Genomic DNA, 18055 nt, shown 5'->3' on the forward strand with positions numbered 1-18055 from the left:
TGCCTGCTGTCGTGCCTGCCAGGCAGCCCCCGGCAGAAGTATGCCGGGCAGAAGTATGCCTCGTACCCGACCCTTTCCCCGCATCGGGCGCCCGGCGGGCGCACCGCCCGGGCGGGCGGCAGCGGGCCGCCGGGCAGTCGGGCCGGTCCGCCGCACGGGTGGTCGCGCCCATCACTTCCGCCCACAGTTCTGCCTGTGGTTCTGCCTGTGCGGTCGTGGCCCGGCACGGGGACCACCGGTGCGGGAGCGCCCGGCCCGGGCGCCGTCCGCGCGTCGACCGCCGGTCCGGGACGGCCCCGGGCCCGCTCAGCGCTCGCCCGCGGCGAGGGCCTGTGCCTGCCGCCGTTCGGCCGTGCCCTCGGCGGTGCGGCCCAGTGCGCAGAGCAGGTCGGCCAGCAGCCCGTGCGAGCGGGCCTCCAGCGTGACGTCCCCGACGGTGCGCCCGAGGGCGACGGCGAGCCGGGCGGTGGACAGCGCGGCGTCGCCGCGGCCGAGGGCGTGCAGGGCGCGGGCCCGGCTCTGGGTGGCGAGGACGGCCTCGGCGTCGGCGGAGCGGCCGGTGGCGATCCGCACCGCCTCGTCGGCGTGGCCGAGGGCCGGCTCCGGGGCGCCGGCCAGCACGAGGGCGTCGGCCAGGTCGGTGAGCGCACCGACCAGCAGGTCGTCGACGGCCGGGACGCGGGCGGCGGTGACCAGGTCGGTGAACAGCACCAGGGCCTGGTCGTAGCGGCCGGCCCGCTGCAGCGCGCCGGCCACCCGGCCGCGGCAACGGTGGCGCAGCAACGGGTCGCCGGCCCGGTCCGCGGCGGCGACGGCCCGGTCCAGCTCCTCGGCCGCGGTGCGGTGGGCGGCCCGCTCGACGTGCAGGACGGCGAGGTCGGTGGCCAGCCGGGCGACGGCCGCCTGGTCCGCGCAGGCGTGCGCGGCCCGCAGGCCGGCCTCGACGACGGCCCGCCAGTGCGTCCGGTCGTGGCCGGTGGCCTCGTAGAGCAGGCTGGTGCGGTGCGCGAGCTGCCAGGCCTCCGTCGTCCGGCCGAACTGCTCGGCGCAGACCACCACGGCGTGCAGTGCGGCCTCCTCGCGCCCGAACCAGGCGGCCGCCTCGGCGGGCGCCGGCGGGCCCCCGTCCACCGTCCACGCGGCGGTGACCGCGAGGTAGTGGGCGATCAGCCGGTCGAGCGCCACGAACCGCTCGTCGCAGGTGAGTTCGGCGGCCTGGCGAGCCGCGTAACGGCGGACCAGCTCGCGCCGGGCGTACCGGCCGGGGGTGGTCTCCTCCAGGAGGTGGACGGCGTCCAGCCGGGTCAGCAGGGTGCGGGTGGTGGCGCGCGGCAGGTCGGCGAGCGCGGCGGCGGTGGCGGTGTCGATGACGGCGCCCGGGTGCAGCCCGAGCAGGGTGAACAGCCGGGCGGGGGCGGGCGGCAGGGTCCGGTAGGTGCGGTCCAGGGCGGCGGTGAGGCCGAGCGGTCCGCGCCCGGTGCCGGCCAGCGCGGAGAGGCCGGTCTGTTCGTCGGCGAGCTCCTCGACCAGGTCGGCCAGCGACCAGCCGGGGTGGGCGGCGAGCCGGCCGGCGGCCAGCCGCAGGGCGAGCGGCAGGTGGTCGCAGGCGGTGGCGAGCTCGGCGGCGGCCTCCGGTTCGGCGGCCACCCGCGCGGTGCCGAGGGCGCGGTCGAGGAGGTCGGCCGCGCCCTCCGCGGTGAGCGGGCCGAGCGGGAGGGCGGTGCCGCCCTCCCGGACCAGCAGGTGGCGCAGCCGGCTGCGGCTGGTGACGACGGTGACGGGTGCGCCGCCGCCCGGTGCGGGCGGGTCGGGCAGCAGCGGTGCGAGCTGCTCGTAGGAGAACGCGTCGTCCAGCACGACCAGCGTCCGGCGGTCGGCCAGCAGCTCCCGGTAGCGCCGGGCCCGCTCCTCGGGGCAGGCGGGCAGGGCGTCCGCCGGCTCGCCGAGGGCGAGCAGGAAGCCGGCCAGCACCTCGGCGGGCTCCCGCGGCCCGGCCGGGTCGAAGCCGAGCAGGTCGGCGTGCAGGAGGCCGTCCGGGAAGTGCCCGGCCGCGCGCTGCGCCCAGTGCCGGACCAGGCTGGTCTTGCCCGCCCCGGCGGGCCCGGTGACCAGGATCGGGCGGCCGCTGCGGGCGGCGTCGGCCAGGGCCGCGTCCAGCCGGCCGAGGTCGGCGGACCGGCCGGTGAACCGGCGGTCCGGGGGGCCGAGCCGCGCGAACGGGGTGGGGCGGTCGGCGTCGTCGGCCGGCCGTTCCGGTCCGCCGGCCAGCAGCTCACCGGCGCGGCGCAGATCCGGCCCGGGCGGTCCGGCCAGCCGGGCGACCGCCAGGTCGTACCGGGCCTGCGCCTCGTCCCGGCGGCCGGCCTGCTCGAGGCAGCGGACCAGCCGGGCCGCGAGCGTCTGACGGCTCGGGTGGGCGGCCGCAGCCTCGGCGAGCTCGGCGGCCAGTTCGCCACCGCGGCCGGCGCCCAGGAGCCCCTCGGCGAGCCGGTCCAGGGCGCGCAGCCGCAGGTCGGTGAGGGAGGGCAGGGTGCGCTCGCGCAGCAGTGCGGAGCCGCAGTCCGCGAGGGCCGGGCCACGGAAGAGGTCCAGGGCGGTGCGCAGCAGCGGGACGGCCGGGTCGGGCGAGCCGGTCCCGGCGTGCCCGGCGGGCGGCGGCGGGGTGGGCAGCAGCACGCCCGCCCGGTCGCAGAGCAGGCCGAAGCGCAGCAGGTCGACGCGGTCCGGGTCGCCGGTGAGCAGGTAGCCGCCGCCGCGGGTGTCGAGGGTCAGCCGGGGGTCGTCGAGGAGTTGCCGCAGGGCCGCGACGTGGCCCTGGAGCGCGGCCCGGGCGGTGGGCGGGGCCTCGCCGTCCCAGACCAGCTCGATCAGTTCGTCGGTGCCGACGGTCTGGTTGAGCCGGATGGCGAGGGTGCTGAGCAGGGCGCGGCGTTTCGGAGCCGAGGGCGTGACCGTCGTCCCGTCGTCCCGTCGTACGGCGACCGGCCCGAGCAGGTCGATGTGCATGCGGCCCTCTCCTCCCCTGTGGCCGGCGGATCCGCCGCCGCCGACAACCGTGGGCGGCCTTCCGGCGTTCTTGAGGATAGGTGCAGGATCCGTCCGCGAACTCCGGGCCACGGGGAGCCGGCCCGCCGCCGTGCCGGGTGGCGCGGGACACGCCCGGCCGTCGCGGGCGGGCGATCTGGCGCGAACAGGACAGTTCAGGGCACTACACTGCACCACCCCGGGGCACGCCCCCGGTGGTCGTGGGGCGGGGGGACGCCCTGGTTCTCGTGGGGTGAGTGGGGGTAACTGGTGCGGATTCGGCTCCTGGGGCCGGTCGAGCTGCGGGCCGGGACGGACGGGTTCGTGTCGCTGCCGGGCGCGCAGCGCCGGGCGATCCTGGCGCTGCTGGCACTGCGGCTCGGCCGGGTGGTCGGGGTGGACGGCTTCTCCGAGCTGCTCTGGGGCGACCGGCCGCCGGCCAGTGCCCGGGCGGCGCTGCAGGGGCACGTGGCCGCGCTGCGCAAGGCGCTCGCCGGCACGCCGTTCGTGCTGCACACCCGCTCGCCCGGCTACCTGCTGGACGGTCCGGCCGACGAAGTGGACGCGCTGCTCTTCGAGTCGCTGACCGGCCGGGCCGGGGAGCGGGCCGGACGCGGCTCCCGGGCGGCGGACGCGGAGGCGATCGCGCTGCTGGAGCAGGCGCTGCGGCTGTGGCGCGGCGAGGCGCTGGCCGACCTCCCGGACACCGCGCTGCGCTCGGCCGCCGTGGACCAGCTGGACCAGGCCCACTCGGCCGCCGTGCTCAGCTGGGCGGGCCTGCGGCTGCGCCAGGGCAGCGGCGCCGCGGCGGTGCCCGCGCTCGAGCAGAACGTGCGCGCCGACGGGCTGCGCGAGGAGATGGTGGCGCTGCTGATGCGCTGCCTGCACCAGGCCGGGCGGCCGGCGGACGCGCTGGCGGCCTACCACCGGGCCCGGCGGCGGCTGGACCGCGAGCTGGGGCTGCGGCCCGGCCCGGCGCTGGAGGCGGCGCTCGCCGAGGTGCTGTCCGGGGACCGCGCGCAGGACGCGGACCCGGCGGGCACCGCCACGCTCACCGCCCCGGTCTCCCCCGCGGGCCCGGCCGTCCCCGCGGCGGTGCCGCGGGTGCCGCGGCAGCTGCCCCGCCGGCCGCTCGACGTCGTCGGCCGGGGGGCCGAGGCGGGCTGGCTGGACCGCGAGTGCGGCCCGGAGCGTTCCGGGGACGGCCTCGCGCTGGTGGTCGGCCCGGCCGGGTCCGGCAAGACCACGCTGGTCGCCTCCTGGGCGCACGGCCGCGCCGCGGACTTCCCGGACGGGCAGCTCTTCGCCGACCTGCAGGGGCTGGACCCCGAGGGCCCGGTGGACCCGGACACCGCCCTGGACCGCTTCCTGCAGGCCCTCGGGGTCGCGCGGGAGGCCGTGCCCGCGGACCGCGACGGCCGGGCCGCGCTCTACCGCGACCGCACCCGGGGGCGGCGCCTGCTGGTGGTGCTGGACGACGCCGCCGACGCCGACCAGGTCGCCGACCTGCTGCCGGAGGGCCCGGGCTGCGCGACCGTGGTGACCAGCCGGGGCTCCCTGGAGGGCCTGGTGTCCGCCGACGGCGCCGCACTGCTGCGGCTGGAGGCGCTGCCCGAGGCCGACGCCCTGCGGCTGCTGGAGGGGGCACTGGGCACCGAGCGGCTGCGGGCCGAACCGGCCGCGGCCGCCGAGCTCGCCGCGCTCTGCGACCACCTGCCGCTGGCGCTGCGGATCGCCGCCGCCCGGCTGGCCACCCGGCCGGACTGGACGATCGCCGAGCTGGCCGCCGAACTCGCCGACGAGGGCACCCGCCTGTCCGTCCTGGACGCCGACGGCGCGACCGGTGTCGCCACCGAACTGCGGCGCACCTTCCGCCGGCTCTCCCCCACCGCGGCCGAGCTGCTCACCCTGCTCGCCGTCCACCCGGGCCGGGAGGTGGACGCCCTGGCCGGCGCCGCGCTGCTCGGGGCCGACGCGGTCGCCGCCCGCCGGGCGCTCGGCGAGCTGACCGCCCACCACCTGCTCACCGGCACCGCCCCGGGCCGCTACGGCCGCACCGAACTGGTCCGGCTGTTCAGCGCCGGGCTGCTCGCCGAGCAGCCCGAGGAGTGCCGGCGCCTCGCCTGGGAGCGCCTGGTGGACTACTACCACGCGGCGCTGCGGCACTGCGGCGCGTACCTCGACCCGGGCCAGGAGGACGACGACGCCCCGGTGCTGCCGCTGCACGCGCTGCCGCCCGCGACGGACATCCGCACCGCCCTGGACTGGTTCCGGGCGGAGGAACCCGCGATCCGCGCGCTGATCGACACCGCCGACAGCACCGCCCCGGACCGGGCCTGGCGGCTCGCCCTGACCTGCGGGTCGCTGTACTACGGCGCCAGCCGCTTCACCGACTGGCTGCGGTGCGCCCGGGTGGGCGAGGCGGCGGCCGAGCGCTGCGGCGACCCGGTCGCGAGCGCGCTGCTGCACGTCAGCCGGGCGCAGGCCCTGGTGGCGCTCGAACGGCGCCACGAGGCGGCCGAGGTGGTGCGCAAGGCCGTGGACGCCACCCGGTCGATGGCCGGGCCGGTGGCCGTGTCGGCGCGCGTCCGGGCGCTCGCCACCCTGGGGCTGGTCACCGCGATGACCGGCAGCGCCGCCGAGGCGGACCGGCTGGCGGCCTCCGCGACCGCGCTGGCGCTGGAGGCCGGGGACCGCCGGCGGCTGGTCGACGCCCTCGTCCACCAGGGCTGGGTGAACCTGGCGGGCGGCGACCGGGAGGGCGCGCAGCGCCGGTCCCGCGAGGCCAGGCAGCTGCTGCCGGCCGTCCCCGTCACCCAGGTCCACATCTGGTCGATGCTGACCGAGGCGCAGTCGCTGCCGCCGACCGTCCACGACCAGGAGGTCGACCTGGCCTGGCACCGGCTGCTGGCCGCCTGCGAGGAGGCGGGCCTGCTCTACCTGCACGCGATCGCCGAACAGTCCTACGCCGGGCTGCTGCTGGCGCGCGGCCGGGAGCGCGAGGGGACGAAGCGGCTGCGGCTGGCGCTGGACCGGTTCGACCGCCACGACCGGCTGGCCGGGTTCGTGAGCGAGTTCACCGGCGGGTTGGAGGAGTCGTTGAAGCTGCGCTCGTCCCGGTCGTTCTGACCGGGGGGCACCGACTGACCGGCGGTCACCGCGCCACGGCCGGGGTCACCGCGCCGCGGCCGGGGTCACTGCGCGACGGCGCCGGAGCGGGCCCCGCCCCGGGCGCCGCGGCCCTCACCCGGGCCGTAGCCGTGCTCCGCGGACAGCACCGGGCGCAGCGCCCGGATCGCGTAGAAGTTGCGGGACTTGACGGTGCCCGGCGGTACCCCGAGGCGGGCCGCCGCCTCCACCACCGAGCGGTCCTTCAGGTGGAGTTCGACCAGCACCTCGCGGTGGTGCTTCTGCACCCGCCGCAGCGCCAGCGCGATGTCCCGGGCGACGACCACCTGTTCGTACGGGTCGTCGCAGAGCGGGCGGTCCTCCAGGGGTTCGCCGATGACCTCCTTGGCGCGGGCGGCGGCCATCCGGTAGTGGTCGATGGCGATCCGGCGGGCGACGGTGAAGAGCCAGGGGCGGGCCTGCTCGGCTCCGGCGGACAGCGCCTCCGGGTGCTGCCAGGCGCGCAGCAGGGTCTCCTGCAGGATGTCCTCGGCCTTGCCGCGGTCGCCGCCGGTGGCACGCAGCAGGGCGCGCAGCAGGTAGCCGCCGTGCAGCCGGTGGATCTCGGCCAGGATCTCCGGGTCGAGAGTGGGGCGGGCGTCCCGCGGGGTGCGCTGCGCGGGGACGGCAGCCGTGGCGGCCGACGGGTCCGTGCCGGCCGCCGGGCCGGCGGACGGCTGGGTGACGGACAGGGGCTGGGCGACGGGCTGCTTCGACACGCGCGACCTCTCAGATCGGGCCAGGGGCGGGGCGACCACCGACCGGACGTCCCAGGCGGCTACGGCAGCAGCCTGCCGGGGCCCGCCAAGGCCGCACCAACGATCCGCCAACGCCCCCGGCCCCGCGCGGGCCCGGCCCCTGGCCGGGCCGCCGCCGCGGGGCCGGGCCCGCACCGGGTCAGGCCGCGTTGAGCGCCCGCACCAGCTCCTGGACGCCGTCCTCGCCGTGGTACTCGATCAGCACCGCGACCCAGGTCGCGAGCCGGTCCCGCTCCGCGGACGACCAGTCGGTCGCCGACGGGTGCTCGTCGACCACCAGCGCCTCGGCGAGCCGTCGCAGGCCGGGCGGCGGCTCCGGCCGCCACCGCTCGGCCGGCAGCGCCCGCAGGGCGAGCCGCCTGGCGACGGCGATCACCTCCTCGGCCGGCCCCTCGGGCACCGCCAGCACGGGCGGCCCGGGCTCGCTCGGAGCGACCTGCCGCACCAGCGCCGCGACGACCTCGCGCACGTCCGGCCCGTCCGGATCCATCGTTGTCCCTCCCCCGTCCCGTTCGCACGGGACTCACGCCGGTTCCTCCTGCATGACACTCGGCGTGCACCGAGTGCCACCCGGAGACGGTATCCACTGACAGCCGGTCCGGCAGAGGGTTTTCCGGTACGGCCGCCCGGCTGCCACCGGGTCGGCCCGGCCGGTACGGCTCGGCGGTATCCTGCGGATCCCCGCCGTGTCCGTCAAGATCCACAAGGCGCCGCCGGGGGCGTCCTAGGCCGTGCCCGAGGAGCCGTGGCGGGCCCTCGGCCGGGCCGTGGCGCGGATCGTGGGGTGCGGGGTGGTGCGCATACGGGTCCTCCCGGGCCGTCGGGGCGCGCCGCGCGCCCCGACCCGCTCAACGGGCCCCCCGCCGGGGGCGGTTCACGGGCCCCGGGGAGTGGTCCGCACGACACTCCCTACGGTGTGACGATCGGGAAGTCCGGGTCGACCCGGTCGACGACCGAGCGCAGCGCGCTCAGCGCCGTCGGGTCCCCGGCCACGGTGACGCCCTCGGGCTGCCGGCCGGCCAGCAGGACCACCAGCTGTTCCCTGGTCAGCGTGAAGGCCGCGTCCGTCCCGGCGCCGAAGAGGTCGGGGGCGACCGGGGCGTGCACCAGGACGCCGTTCTCCAGTGTGGTGCGGTGGTACTGGTCCAGGTCGGTGACGTGCCAGTCGATCACCGCCCGCAGGTCCCACGCGCGCGGGCCGTCGATCCGGATCGCGATCGCGTCGAAGAGCTGCTCCACGGTCAGCGCGCCGGCCAGGCCGGAGGAGGCGATGGCGGTGCGCTCGACGCCGTGGCGCAGCTCCCTGGCGCCCATCAGGTAGCAGTTGCGCCAGGTCGCGCACTCCGCGCCGTAGGCCAGCCGCTCGAAGGTGCCGGCCAGCAGCTCGCGCGCTGCGGCGTGCTCCGGGTCGGCGAAGACGGCGTGCCGCAGCAGTTGGGCGGCGAAGCGCAGGTCCCCGTCGTCGGCGTAGCCGCGGGCCTTGGCGACCACCGCGTCGACGCCGCCCATGCAGTCCGCGTAGCGGCGGGCGCTCGCGGCCGGCGGGTGCTCCCACAGCGAGGACGGGTGGCCGTCGTACCAGCCCATGTACCGCTGGTAGACCGCCTTGACGTTGTGGCTGACCGAGCCGTAGTAGCCGCGGGTGTGCCAGGCGGCGGCGAGCCGCGGCGGCAGTTCGACCCGCTCGGCGATCTCGGTGCCGGTCAGGCCCTGGTTGAGCAGCCGCAGGGTCTGGTCGTGCAGGTAGCCGTAGAGCTGGCACTGCTCGGCGAGGAAGCGGGCGATCCGGTCGGTGCCCCAGGTCGGCCAGTGGTGCGAGGCGAACAGGACGTCGCTGTCCGCGCCGAACAGGGTCAGCGTCTCGTTCAGGTAGCGCGACCAGACCCGGGCGTCGCGGACCAGCGCGCCGCGCAGGGTCAGGATGTTGTGCAGGTTGTGGGTGGCGTTCTCGGCCGTGCAGAGCGCGCGGTGCGCGGGCAGGTGGAAGTTCAGTTCGGACGGCGCCTCGGTGCCGGGGGTGAGCTGGAACCGGAACGGCACGCCGTCGAGCGTCTCCTCCTGCCCGGTGCGGGTGATCTCCAGGGTCGGCGCGACCAGCCCGGGCTCGCCCTCCGAGGCGGCGAAGCCGAGCCCCATGCCGACCTGCCCGGTCGGGCCGGGCGGCACGGCCGCGCCCGAGTAGTACATGCCGCGGCGCAGCATCGCCGTGCCCGCGTAGACGTTCTCCGCGACCGAGTTCGCCAGGAACCCGGCGGGGGCGAGGACCGGCGTGCCGTCGCCGGGGGCGAGGACCCCGAGGATCCCGCCGAAGTGGTCGATGTGCGAGTGGGTGAAGACCACCCCGGTGACCGGCCGGTCGCCGCGCCGGTCCCGGTAGAGCGCGAGGGCCGCCGCGGCCGTCTCGGCGGACACCAGCGGGTCCACCACCACGACGCCGCGCTCCCCCTCGATCAGGGTCATGTTCGACAGGTCGTAGCCGCGGACCTGGTACACGCCCTCGGTGACCTCGTACAGGCCGGCGCGGGCGCACAGCTGGGACTGCCGCCACAGGCTCGGGTGGACGGTCTCCGGGCAGTCGCCCGCCAGGAACGCCGTGCGCTCGAAGTCCCAGACGACCCGGCCGTCGCGACCGGTGACCGTGCCGGACGGGGGCCCGGCCAGGAACCCGCGGTCGGCGTCCTCGAAGTCCGTCCGGTCGGAGAAGTCCAGCGCCGTCATTCCTGCCTCCAGTCGCCAGGGGCGGCGGCGCGGGCGAGGGGGCGCCCCGCCCGTCGCACGACCTTCCCGATTCTTGGCCGCCGCCGGGCCGGGCGCCCGTCCGCCGTGCCGTTCGGGTGGGTTCCGCACCGGTCGGGCGGCGCGGCGCGGACCGGTCCCGCCCCTCCCGGCCGGGCGCCCTCGCCGGGCGCGACCCCGCAGGTGAGCAGGACGCCGCCGTCGGGGGCGTTGAACGCGGTGGCCCCTCCCGTCCGTTGAACGGGTCGGACGGCCCGCGCGCGGTCGGCGTCGGGGGCGCCGGCGACCGCGGCACGAGACGGGGCCGACACGGCGACAGGAGGCGAACAGGTGGCCGCCGACCACACGCACACCGGGCGGGTGCACCGTCTGGCGCAGGGCCCGGACTGGGACCTCGCCCCCGACTACGGCCCTCGCACCACGTCCGCCGGGGCAGCCGCCGGGGTGGCCGCCCCGGTCCTCGCCGGGGCAGCCGTCGGGGGGCCCGCCGGGGCGACCGCGGCGCCGCCCACCGGGCCCGGGCCGGCGACGACGGGGCCGGCAACGGCGCCCTCGCCCGACTGGCGCCGGCCGCTGGACGTCCTCGGCACCGTCCTGGTGCCCCCGGAGGCCCGGCCCGCCCCGAGCCCGGCCCCGTCGGTCCCGGCCGTCCCGGCCGTCCCGCCGCCCTTCGCCCGGCTCGCCCCCGTGCCACCGGCCCTGCCGGTGCCACCGGCGCCACGCTTCGCACCCGCCGCTCACGTCCCGGCGGCGGCCCCGGCGCCGCAGCCTTCAGCCGCCGCGCCCCGGCCCCGGCGGTCCCTCGGCCTCCCCGCCCTGTCCGGCGGGCTCGGCCGCGGCCTCGGCCTCGCCCGGGGCGAGCGGGAACGCGAACGGGAGCGGCTCACGGCCACCATCCGCACCCCGCTGCACCGCTCCTTCCGGATCGCCGTCGTCGGCCTCAAGGGCGGGGTCGGCAAGACCTCGGCCACCCTGGCGCTCGGCTCCGTCCTCGCCGGGACCCGCGCCGACAAGGTCATCGCCGTCGACGCCAACCCGGACACCGGCACCCTCGGCCGCCGGATCCACCGTGAGACCCCCGCGACCATCCAGGACCTGCTCGCCGCCGCACCCGGCATCTCCGGGTACATGGACGTCCGGCGCTTCACCTCGCTCACCCCCAGCGGGCTGGAGGTCATCGCCAACCACGCCGACCCCGCCGTCGCCAACGGCTTCGGCGGCGAGGACTACCGCCGGCTCGTCGAGCTGCTCAGCCGCCAGTACCCGATCGTCCTCAGCGACTGCGGCACCGGCCTGCTGCACGGTTCCACCCGCGCCGTCCTCGACCTCGCCGACCAGCTCGTCGTCACCGCCACCACCGGCGTCGACGGCGCGAGCAGCGCCGACAGCACCCTGGAGTGGCTCCGCGCCAACGGCTACGCCCACCTCGCGGAGCGCAGCGTCACGCTGATCTCCGGCATCCGGGCCGGTGGCCGGTCCATCCGGGTCGAGGAGCTGGTCGCCCACTTCGAGCGCCGGTGCCGCGGTGTCGTCGTCCTGCCCTTCGACGAACACCTGGCCCTCGGCGGCGAGTTCGACCCCGCCAAGCTCCGCCCGCGGACCCGTCGCAGCTACCTCGAACTCACCGCGCTGGTCGCCGCGGGCATCCCCCTCGTCGCGCCCGCGCCCGCACTCGGGCCCGTACTCGGCCCGTGACCGCGGAGGTCAGCCGTGGTACTCCCGGCCCTCGATGCAGAAGCGGGCCGCGACCACCCACCTCGAAGCCCGCGCTGCCAACCGGTCGCCGGTCGGCATCAAGCGCGTCACGCCGACCTCCGGGTGGTCCTCGACCGGGTGGCCGAACGACGCCGGGCCTCGCGCGGGGCGCCTCGCTGCGGTTGACTGGCCGGGCCGCGGCCCTTCCGGCCCACGGCCCGGCCGGAGTCCGCCCGGAGAACGCCCGTATCCGCCCGCTCGGAGGCATCCGCATGGCCAGGCAGTACGCGTACACCGCCGAGATCACCTGGACCGGCAATCTGGGCGCCGGCACCAGCGACTACCGCTCCTACTCCCGCGACCACGACGTAGCCGTCGAGGGCCTGCCGACCATCCTCGGCTCAGCCGACCCCGCCTTCCGCGGCGACCCGGCGCGCTGGAACCCGGAGCAGCTGCTGCTCGCCGCGCTCGCTCAGTGCCACCTGATGTCGTACCTGTACCAGTGCGCGGTGAACGGGGTCGTGGTGACCTCGTACGTCGACCGCCCGGTGGGCACCATGGCCGTCGCCGCCGGCAGCGGGCACTTCACCTCGGTGGTGCTGCACCCGCGGATCGAGGTCGCCGAGGCGGGCATGGTGGAGAGGGCCCTCGCCCTGCACACGGAGGCGAACCGCGGCTGCTTCATCGCCAACTCGGTCAACTTCCCGGTGCTGCACGAGCCCGAGGTGACGGTCGCGGGCCGGGAATGACGGGACCGGTCCGACCGGCCCGGAGCAGTCCGGCCCGGAGCAGCGGGCCGGCCGGGGCGGTCGCCGGCCCCGACCACCGCCCCGGCCGGTCCAGCAGCACGGCGATGTAGCCGGCCACCTCGTCGCACGGTTCCTCCGACGTCGGCACGCACCAGTGACCGCTGCCCGCGGGGCCGCCGATCGCGTGGAGCGTTCCGGCGAGCCCGCAGCGGGTCCGGGCGGCGGCGAAGCGGGCGTCGTCGGGGCCGAGGGTCCTCGTCGGTGTTCGGACCTGCCCGGCCGCGGAGGCCGGGCAGGTGCCGAATCAGGCCGAGAGCGTGTCAGTCGGCGGCGACCGGGAGCAGGCCGCGCTCGGCGAACACCTTCTTGGCGACGAAGGTCGCGTTGAGCGCCTTGGGGAAGCCGCAGTAGGCGGCGGAGTGCAGCAGCGCCTCGACGATCTCCTCGGGGGTGAGGCCGACGTTGAGCGAGGCGTTGACGTGCACGTCCAGCTGGGGCTCGCAGCCACCGAGCGCCGTCAGCATGCCCAGGGTGACCAGCTGCCGGTCCCGCGGCGCCAGCCCGGGGCGCCGGTAGATCTCGCCGAAGCCCCAGGCGACCACCTGGTGGGCGAGCTCGGGGCTGATGTCGGCCAGCGCGTCGACCACCCGCTGCCCGCCCTCGCCGTCGACCCGGGTGAGGACCTCCATGCCCCGGTCGAAGCGGTCCTGGCGGGTCTCGGCGGGGTTCACGGGGGTGTCCATGCGGGTGCTTCCGTTCCGGCCGCGCGGAGGCGGCCCGTCGTCCTGTCCGGTGCGGTCCGACCGGTGGTGTCCGACCACCGGGCCGGGCGGCCCGCGGTCATGACAGGACGTTAGACGTTGGAGTGCACTCCAACTCAAGCCCCGCCGTCCGACGGCCCCGTACGCACACTCGTGGCGCCGACGGCGGGAGGCGAAAGGGCGGCCGGGGCCGCCGCGCCGGGGAGGCGGTGCGGTGCCGCGGCCGTGACCCGGCGTCAGACGGACCAGCGGCCCGGGCGCCAGGAGCGGCGGCGACCGGCGGTGCCGAGCGCGGCGGCGCCGACCACGAAGGCCACCCCGGCGGTGGTGGCGGCCGCGATGACGACGGCCTGGTGCCCGGAGGGGTCCGCTGGCGGGGGCCGGAGCACGGTGACCGTCGGGGCGCTGCGGGGCGCCGGGTCACCGGCGACGGGAGCGCTGACGGCGGCCAGCGGGTCCACGGTGCCGTAGCCGAGGAGCGGGTCGGGCAGGGCGGTGCCCGGGTGGTAGGCGGTGGTCCGGAGCCGGTCGGCGAGGCGCTCCGGGGTGAGGTCCGGCCGGTAGGCCAGGGCGAGCGCCGCGGCGCCGGCCACCACGGCCGTGGCGAAGCTGGGCCCGGCGCCGGTGAAGTGGCCCTTGCCGCCGGGGCCGACGCTCAGCACGGCGTCGCCCGGGGCCACCAGGTCGACCCTGGCCGGATCCGCGGCGCCGCTCGGCGGGGCACCGTCGGGGGCGAGGTCGGCCACGGCGAGGACGCCCGGGAGGGCGGCGGGCAGGACGGGGGGCGGCGCCGCACCGGAGGACCCTGAGCCGCCCTGGTCAGGGGCGGCCGGGGCGATCACCAGCGCGCCGCGCTCGGCGGCGTGGCGGACGGCGTCGGCGAGTTCGGCCTCGCCCGTCGACACGGTGACGCCGACGGCGATCACCCGGGCCCCGCCGTCGGCGGCGTCCCGGATCCCCTTGGCCAGCGCGGCCGGAGTGGTGTTCCCCGCGTCGTCGGTCACGGCGACGGCGAGGATCCGCGCCTCGGGCGCGATCCCGGCGAAGCCGACGCCGTCCTGGCGGCGCGCGGCGACGAGCCCGGCGAGGAAGGTGCCGTGGCCGACGCAGTCGCGGGTGGAGTCGCCGGTGCCACCGTACTCGCGCGGCCCGGGGGTGAGGCGGCCCTCCAGGACGCCGGAGCCGGGGTCGACACCCGAGCCGACCACGGCGACCGTCACCCCGGCACCGCGGCTGAGCTCCCAGGCGGCCTCGGGGCGCAGGTAGGCCTGCGCCCAGGGGGTGCGGTCGGTGCCCTTGTCGGAGGGCTTGAGGCAGCCGTCGGGCCGCCCGCTGCCCCGGTTCTGGGCGACCAGCGGCAGGGCGGAGGGCTCGGCCCCGCCGGGGGCGGCGGCGGAGGCGCCCGGGGCGGCCGGTCGGGCGCGGGCCGCCGGCGTCCCGGCGACGGCCGCGGACGTGCCGGCGACGGTGCCGGGGACGGTGGCGGGCCCGGACGCCCCGGGGGCGGCGGGGGGCGCCGCCGGGGCCGCCAGGGCGGGCCCGGCCGGGAGCAGCAGGGCGCCGCAACAGAGCGCGGCCGCGGCCGCGCGGGCCGCCGTGCCCGCCGGCCCCGGAGTCGCCCGTGTCGCCCGTGTCGCCGGTGTCCCGGGCGTCCTCCTCTCCCCCGCCGTCACACCGCGCTCCGCTGCGCCGACCCGGGGATGTCCTGGGGCAGCAGCAGGCTGAGTTCGGAGAGGTCGCCGACGTCGAGCCGGGCGAGGCGGCCGGCCTGCCGGGTGACCATCGACTCCAGGGTCTGCCGGGCGAAACGGCCGTTGCCGAAGGTGCGGTCCCGCGGGACGGCCTCGCACAGCTCGGCGAGCGCGGCCAGCGTCTCGGGCGCGCAGACGTAGCCGGCCTCCTCGGCCTGCATCCGCACGATGGTGACGAGTTCGCCGGTGCTGTAGTGGTCGAAGGCGATCTGCTGGGAGAAGCGGGAGGCCAGACCGGGGTTGGAGCCGAGGAAGCCCTGCATCTCGTCCTGGTAGCCGGCGACGATCACGACGACCTCGTCGCGGTGGTCCTCCATCAGTTTCATCAGGGTGTCCACCGCCTCCTGGCCGAAGTCGCCGCCCGCGGCCGCGCCGCGCGGGGTGAGGGTGTAGGCCTCGTCGATGAACAGCACGCCGCCGCGGGCGCGTTCGAAGGCGTCGCGGGTGAGCTGGGCGGTGTGCCCGATGTAGCGGCCGACCAGGTCGGCCCGGGCGGCCTCGACCAGCTGGCCGCGCGGCAGGACGCCGAGCTCGGCGAGCAGCGCGCCGTACAGCCGGGCGACGGTGGTCTTGCCGGTGCCGGGCGGCCCCGCGAAGACGAGGTGGTGACTGATCCGGGCGGTCGGCAGGCCGGCCTCCTCGCGGCGACGGGCCTGGGTGATCAGGTTGACGAGGTTCTCGACCTGCTCCTTGGCCGCCGCCAGTCCGACCATCGACCGCAGCCGGTCGAGCAGTTCGCTGCCGCCGCCGGGCCCGCCCGGGCCGGCGGGGCGGGCCGTGGCGGCGAGCTCCGCGCCGAGGTCCTCGGGGAGCAGCCGGGCGAGGTCGGCGTCGGTGATGTCGGGGAGGGCGGCCAGCCGGGACGCCTGGCGGTCGACCATCTCCTCGAAGACCTTGCGGGCGGCGCGGCCGTTGCCGAAGTCGGCTCCCTTGGGCATCCGGGTGAAGTGCTCCCCGAGCACCTCCCGGGTGTCGTCGGCGAGTTCGAAGCCGTGCCCGGCGGCGGCCCGTTCGACGATGGTGACCAGCTCCTCCGCCGAGTAGTTGCGGAACTCGACGCTGCGGCTGAAGCGCGAGGCCAGGCCGGGGTTGGAGCCGAGGAAGGAGCGCATCTCCTCCGAGTAGCCGGCGACGATCACCACCACGTCGTCCCGGTGGTCCTCCATCAGCTTGACGAGGGTGTCGATCGCCTCGCGGCCGAAGTCCGGCCCGGTGCCGCCGGATCCGGCGGAGAGCGTGTACGCCTCGTCGATGAACAGCACTCCGCCGAGTGCCGACTGGAACACCTCGGTGGTCTTGATCGCCGTGCCGCCGACGATGGAGGCGACCAGGTCCGCCCGGGCCACCTCGGTGAGGTGCCCGCTGCGCAGCACGCCGAGCTCGGCGAGGATGGCGCCGTAGAGGCGGGCGACGGTGGTCTTGCCGGTGCCCGGCGGCCCCGCGAAGATCAGGTGGCGGCCCATCGGCAGGGCCGGCATGCCGGCCTGTTCGCGGCGCCGGGCCAGCTTGTTGAGGTTGACCAGGGTGGCGACCTGCTCCTTGACCCCCTCCAGGCCGACCAGCGCCTGCAGCGCGGCCTGCGGGCCCTCGGGCTCGGCCGGCGGAGGGTCGGCGGGCTGCTCCGCCGGGGGCCCGGCTCCGTCGACGCCCCCGTCGCCCGGCGCACCGCCCGGCCGGTCGGCCGCCGGGCCGCTCCCCGCCCCGGCGGTCGCGGTGCCCCCGCCGTCGGCCCGCCCGTTCTCCCGGCTGGTCAGGTCCTCGACGGACAGCCGGTCACCGGACCCGGTCCGGGACAGGCCCGCGCCGCGGTTGCCGGTGACGGTGCAGCCGGTGATCCTGATCGGCTCCTCGGACTCGGCGCGCAGCCCGTCGCGGGCGTTGTCGGCCATCTCGCAGCCGGTCAGGGCGGCCCGGCTGCCCGCGGCCAGCAGGACGCCGTGCCGCCGGTTGCCGTGCGACCGGGAGCGGGCCATGGTCAGTTCGCCGCCGTCCTCGACGACGACGCCGTCGGCGGTGCACCCGGCGATGTCGCAGTCGCGCAGTGAGGCGGTGCCGCCGTGTCCGACCTCGACCCCGGGGACGCCGCCCGGAGCCGCGGCCCCCTTGCCTCCGGCGGCCCGGCCGCCGGCCGTGCCGCGCACGGTGGTGCCGCCCACCTGGGTGTTGCCGCCGTCGGCGACCCGCAGAGCGGCCAGCCCGGTGGCGGCCAGGACGCAGGACTCCAGCCGGCCGCGCCCCTCCCGCAGCACCTCGACGCCGTGGCCGCGCACCTCGGTGACGTCCAGCCGGCGCAGCAGCGGGTTGGCGCCGTCGCGCACGCTCACCCCCGCGCCGGCCGCGCCACGCACCTCCAGCCGGTCGAACTCGGCGGCGCTCTCGCCGACCAGCTCGACGCCCGCGGCGCCGCCGTCACGCACGACAGTGCGGGTCAGGGCCGGGCTGGAGGCCTCGTCGACCAGGATGCCGGCCAGCTCCGGGGCGAGCACCTCGCACCCCTCGAAGCCGCCCCGGGAACGCCCGGTGACGTGGATGCCGTGGCCCTTGGTGCGCGCGGTGCGGCAGCGCCGCACCAGCGGATCGGTGCCGCCCGCCAGGACCAGGCCGTGGCCGCGGATGTCCTCGACCGTGCAGTCCTCCAGCAGCACCCGGGCGGCGGAGTCGACGAAGACCCCGATCGGCGCGGCGCGCACGGTGGTGCGCAGCACCCGGGTGCTGCTGTGCTCCTCCAGCGCGATCCCCGGTTTGTCGGTGGCGGAGATCTCGCAGTCCTCGATGGTGCCGCGGCCCTCCCCGTTGGCGCAGACGCCGTTGCCGCGGGCGTCGCGCAGGACGCAGTTGCGGACGACGGGGTCGGCCCGCTCGCCGATCACCACGGCGGAGCTGCCGAGGTGCTCGACCACGCAGTCCTCGATCACGCTGGTCCCGGTGGACGTCTCGACGATCCCGGCGCCGGCCGGGTTGACGACCCGGCAGCCGCGCATGGCGAGCGCCCCCTGCTCACGGGTGAACAGGGCCGTCCACGAGTTGCCGACGACCTCGCAGTCGTCCAGGGCCGCCTGCCCGCGCGGGACGTCGACGGCCGGCAGCTCCTCGTCCCGGCCCTGGAGCACCAGCCCGGTCAGCTGGACCGCCTCGGCCACCACCTGCACCACCGCGCCGCGCCGGGGGGAGATCCGGACGCTGCCGCGGGCCTCCTCGGCGGTGATGGTCACCATCTTGGTGATCACCAGGTTCTCCTCGTAGCGGCCCGGACGGACGCTGATCACCGTGCCGCTGCGGGCCGCGTCGAGCGCGGCGCCGATGGTGCGGTAGCCGCCGCCGTCGTGCTGCTCCGCGCTGACCGTCAGCACATGGCGGATCATGGTGCGTTCTCCTCCGTCGTTCGTGGCCCGGGGGCCGTGGTGCGGGCCGGG

Annotated in this window: 10 protein-coding genes; 3 read left to right on the forward strand and 7 right to left on the reverse strand. The window is 77.6% G+C overall.

Going from position 1 to position 18055, the window contains the following annotated elements; all coding sequences use genetic code 11:
* Positions 1 to 306: 306 nt before the first annotated feature.
* The gene (locus ACIA8Q_RS02535) at positions 307 to 3006 is read right to left on the reverse strand and encodes a BTAD domain-containing putative transcriptional regulator (protein WP_396316639.1); all 2700 of its coding nucleotides are present in this window, start codon (positions 3004 to 3006) and stop codon (positions 307 to 309) included.
* Positions 3007 to 3294: 288 nt separating this feature from the next.
* Here ACIA8Q_RS02535 and ACIA8Q_RS02540 point away from each other — a divergent pair, with 288 nt between their 5' ends.
* A complete protein-coding gene (locus ACIA8Q_RS02540; RefSeq protein ID WP_360216912.1) occupies positions 3295 to 6153 on the forward strand; it encodes an AfsR/SARP family transcriptional regulator in 2859 nt (952 codons plus the stop codon).
* A gap of 65 nt (positions 6154 to 6218) precedes the next feature.
* On the opposite strand, the gene ACIA8Q_RS02545 is transcribed toward ACIA8Q_RS02540, so the two are convergent.
* The 3 genes from ACIA8Q_RS02545 to ACIA8Q_RS02555 all read right to left on the reverse strand — a co-directional run bounded on the left by ACIA8Q_RS02545 (position 6219) and on the right by ACIA8Q_RS02555 (position 9668).
* Positions 6219 to 6911 carry a sigma-70 family RNA polymerase sigma factor gene (locus ACIA8Q_RS02545; RefSeq protein ID WP_360216909.1) on the reverse strand — a complete coding sequence of 231 codons (693 nt, stop codon included), beginning with the start codon at positions 6909 to 6911 and terminating at the stop codon, positions 6219 to 6221.
* Positions 6912 to 7089: 178 nt separating this feature from the next.
* Complete coding sequence (locus tag ACIA8Q_RS02550; RefSeq protein WP_360216906.1) at positions 7090 to 7440, reverse strand: hypothetical protein; 351 nt, start codon at positions 7438 to 7440, stop codon at positions 7090 to 7092.
* Positions 7441 to 7859: 419 nt separating this feature from the next.
* Complete coding sequence (locus ACIA8Q_RS02555; protein WP_396316640.1) at positions 7860 to 9668, reverse strand: alkyl/aryl-sulfatase; 1809 nt, start codon at positions 9666 to 9668, stop codon at positions 7860 to 7862.
* A 348-nt stretch (positions 9669 to 10016) separates the two neighbouring features.
* On the opposite strand from ACIA8Q_RS02555, the gene ACIA8Q_RS02560 reads away from it, so the two are divergent.
* Positions 10017 to 11381 carry a MinD/ParA family protein gene (locus ACIA8Q_RS02560; RefSeq protein WP_396316641.1) on the forward strand — a complete coding sequence of 455 codons (1365 nt, stop codon included), beginning with the start codon at positions 10017 to 10019 and terminating at the stop codon, positions 11379 to 11381.
* Positions 11382 to 11653: 272 nt separating this feature from the next.
* Complete coding sequence (locus ACIA8Q_RS02565; RefSeq protein ID WP_360216897.1) at positions 11654 to 12130, forward strand: OsmC family protein; 477 nt, start codon at positions 11654 to 11656, stop codon at positions 12128 to 12130.
* Positions 12131 to 12450: 320 nt separating this feature from the next.
* On the opposite strand, the gene ACIA8Q_RS02570 is transcribed toward ACIA8Q_RS02565, so the two are convergent.
* The 3 genes from ACIA8Q_RS02570 to ACIA8Q_RS02580 form a co-directional block, all read right to left on the reverse strand.
* The gene (locus tag ACIA8Q_RS02570) at positions 12451 to 12873 is read right to left on the reverse strand and encodes a carboxymuconolactone decarboxylase family protein (RefSeq protein WP_360216894.1); all 423 of its coding nucleotides are present in this window, start codon (positions 12871 to 12873) and stop codon (positions 12451 to 12453) included.
* A gap of 254 nt (positions 12874 to 13127) precedes the next feature.
* Positions 13128 to 14564, reverse strand: coding sequence for a S8 family serine peptidase (locus ACIA8Q_RS02575; protein ID WP_360216892.1), 1437 nt, complete (start codon positions 14562 to 14564; stop codon positions 13128 to 13130).
* Entirely contained in the window at positions 14561 to 18004 is a 3444-nt protein-coding gene (locus ACIA8Q_RS02580) for a right-handed parallel beta-helix repeat-containing protein (RefSeq protein WP_360216889.1), read from the reverse strand. Before ACIA8Q_RS02580 ends, ACIA8Q_RS02575 begins: the two co-directional genes overlap by 4 nt.
* Between the last annotated feature and the right edge of the window lie 51 nt (positions 18005 to 18055).

Source organism: Kitasatospora sp. NPDC051705, from assembly GCF_044453265.1.
GTDB lineage: Bacteria > Actinomycetota > Actinomycetes > Streptomycetales > Streptomycetaceae > Kitasatospora.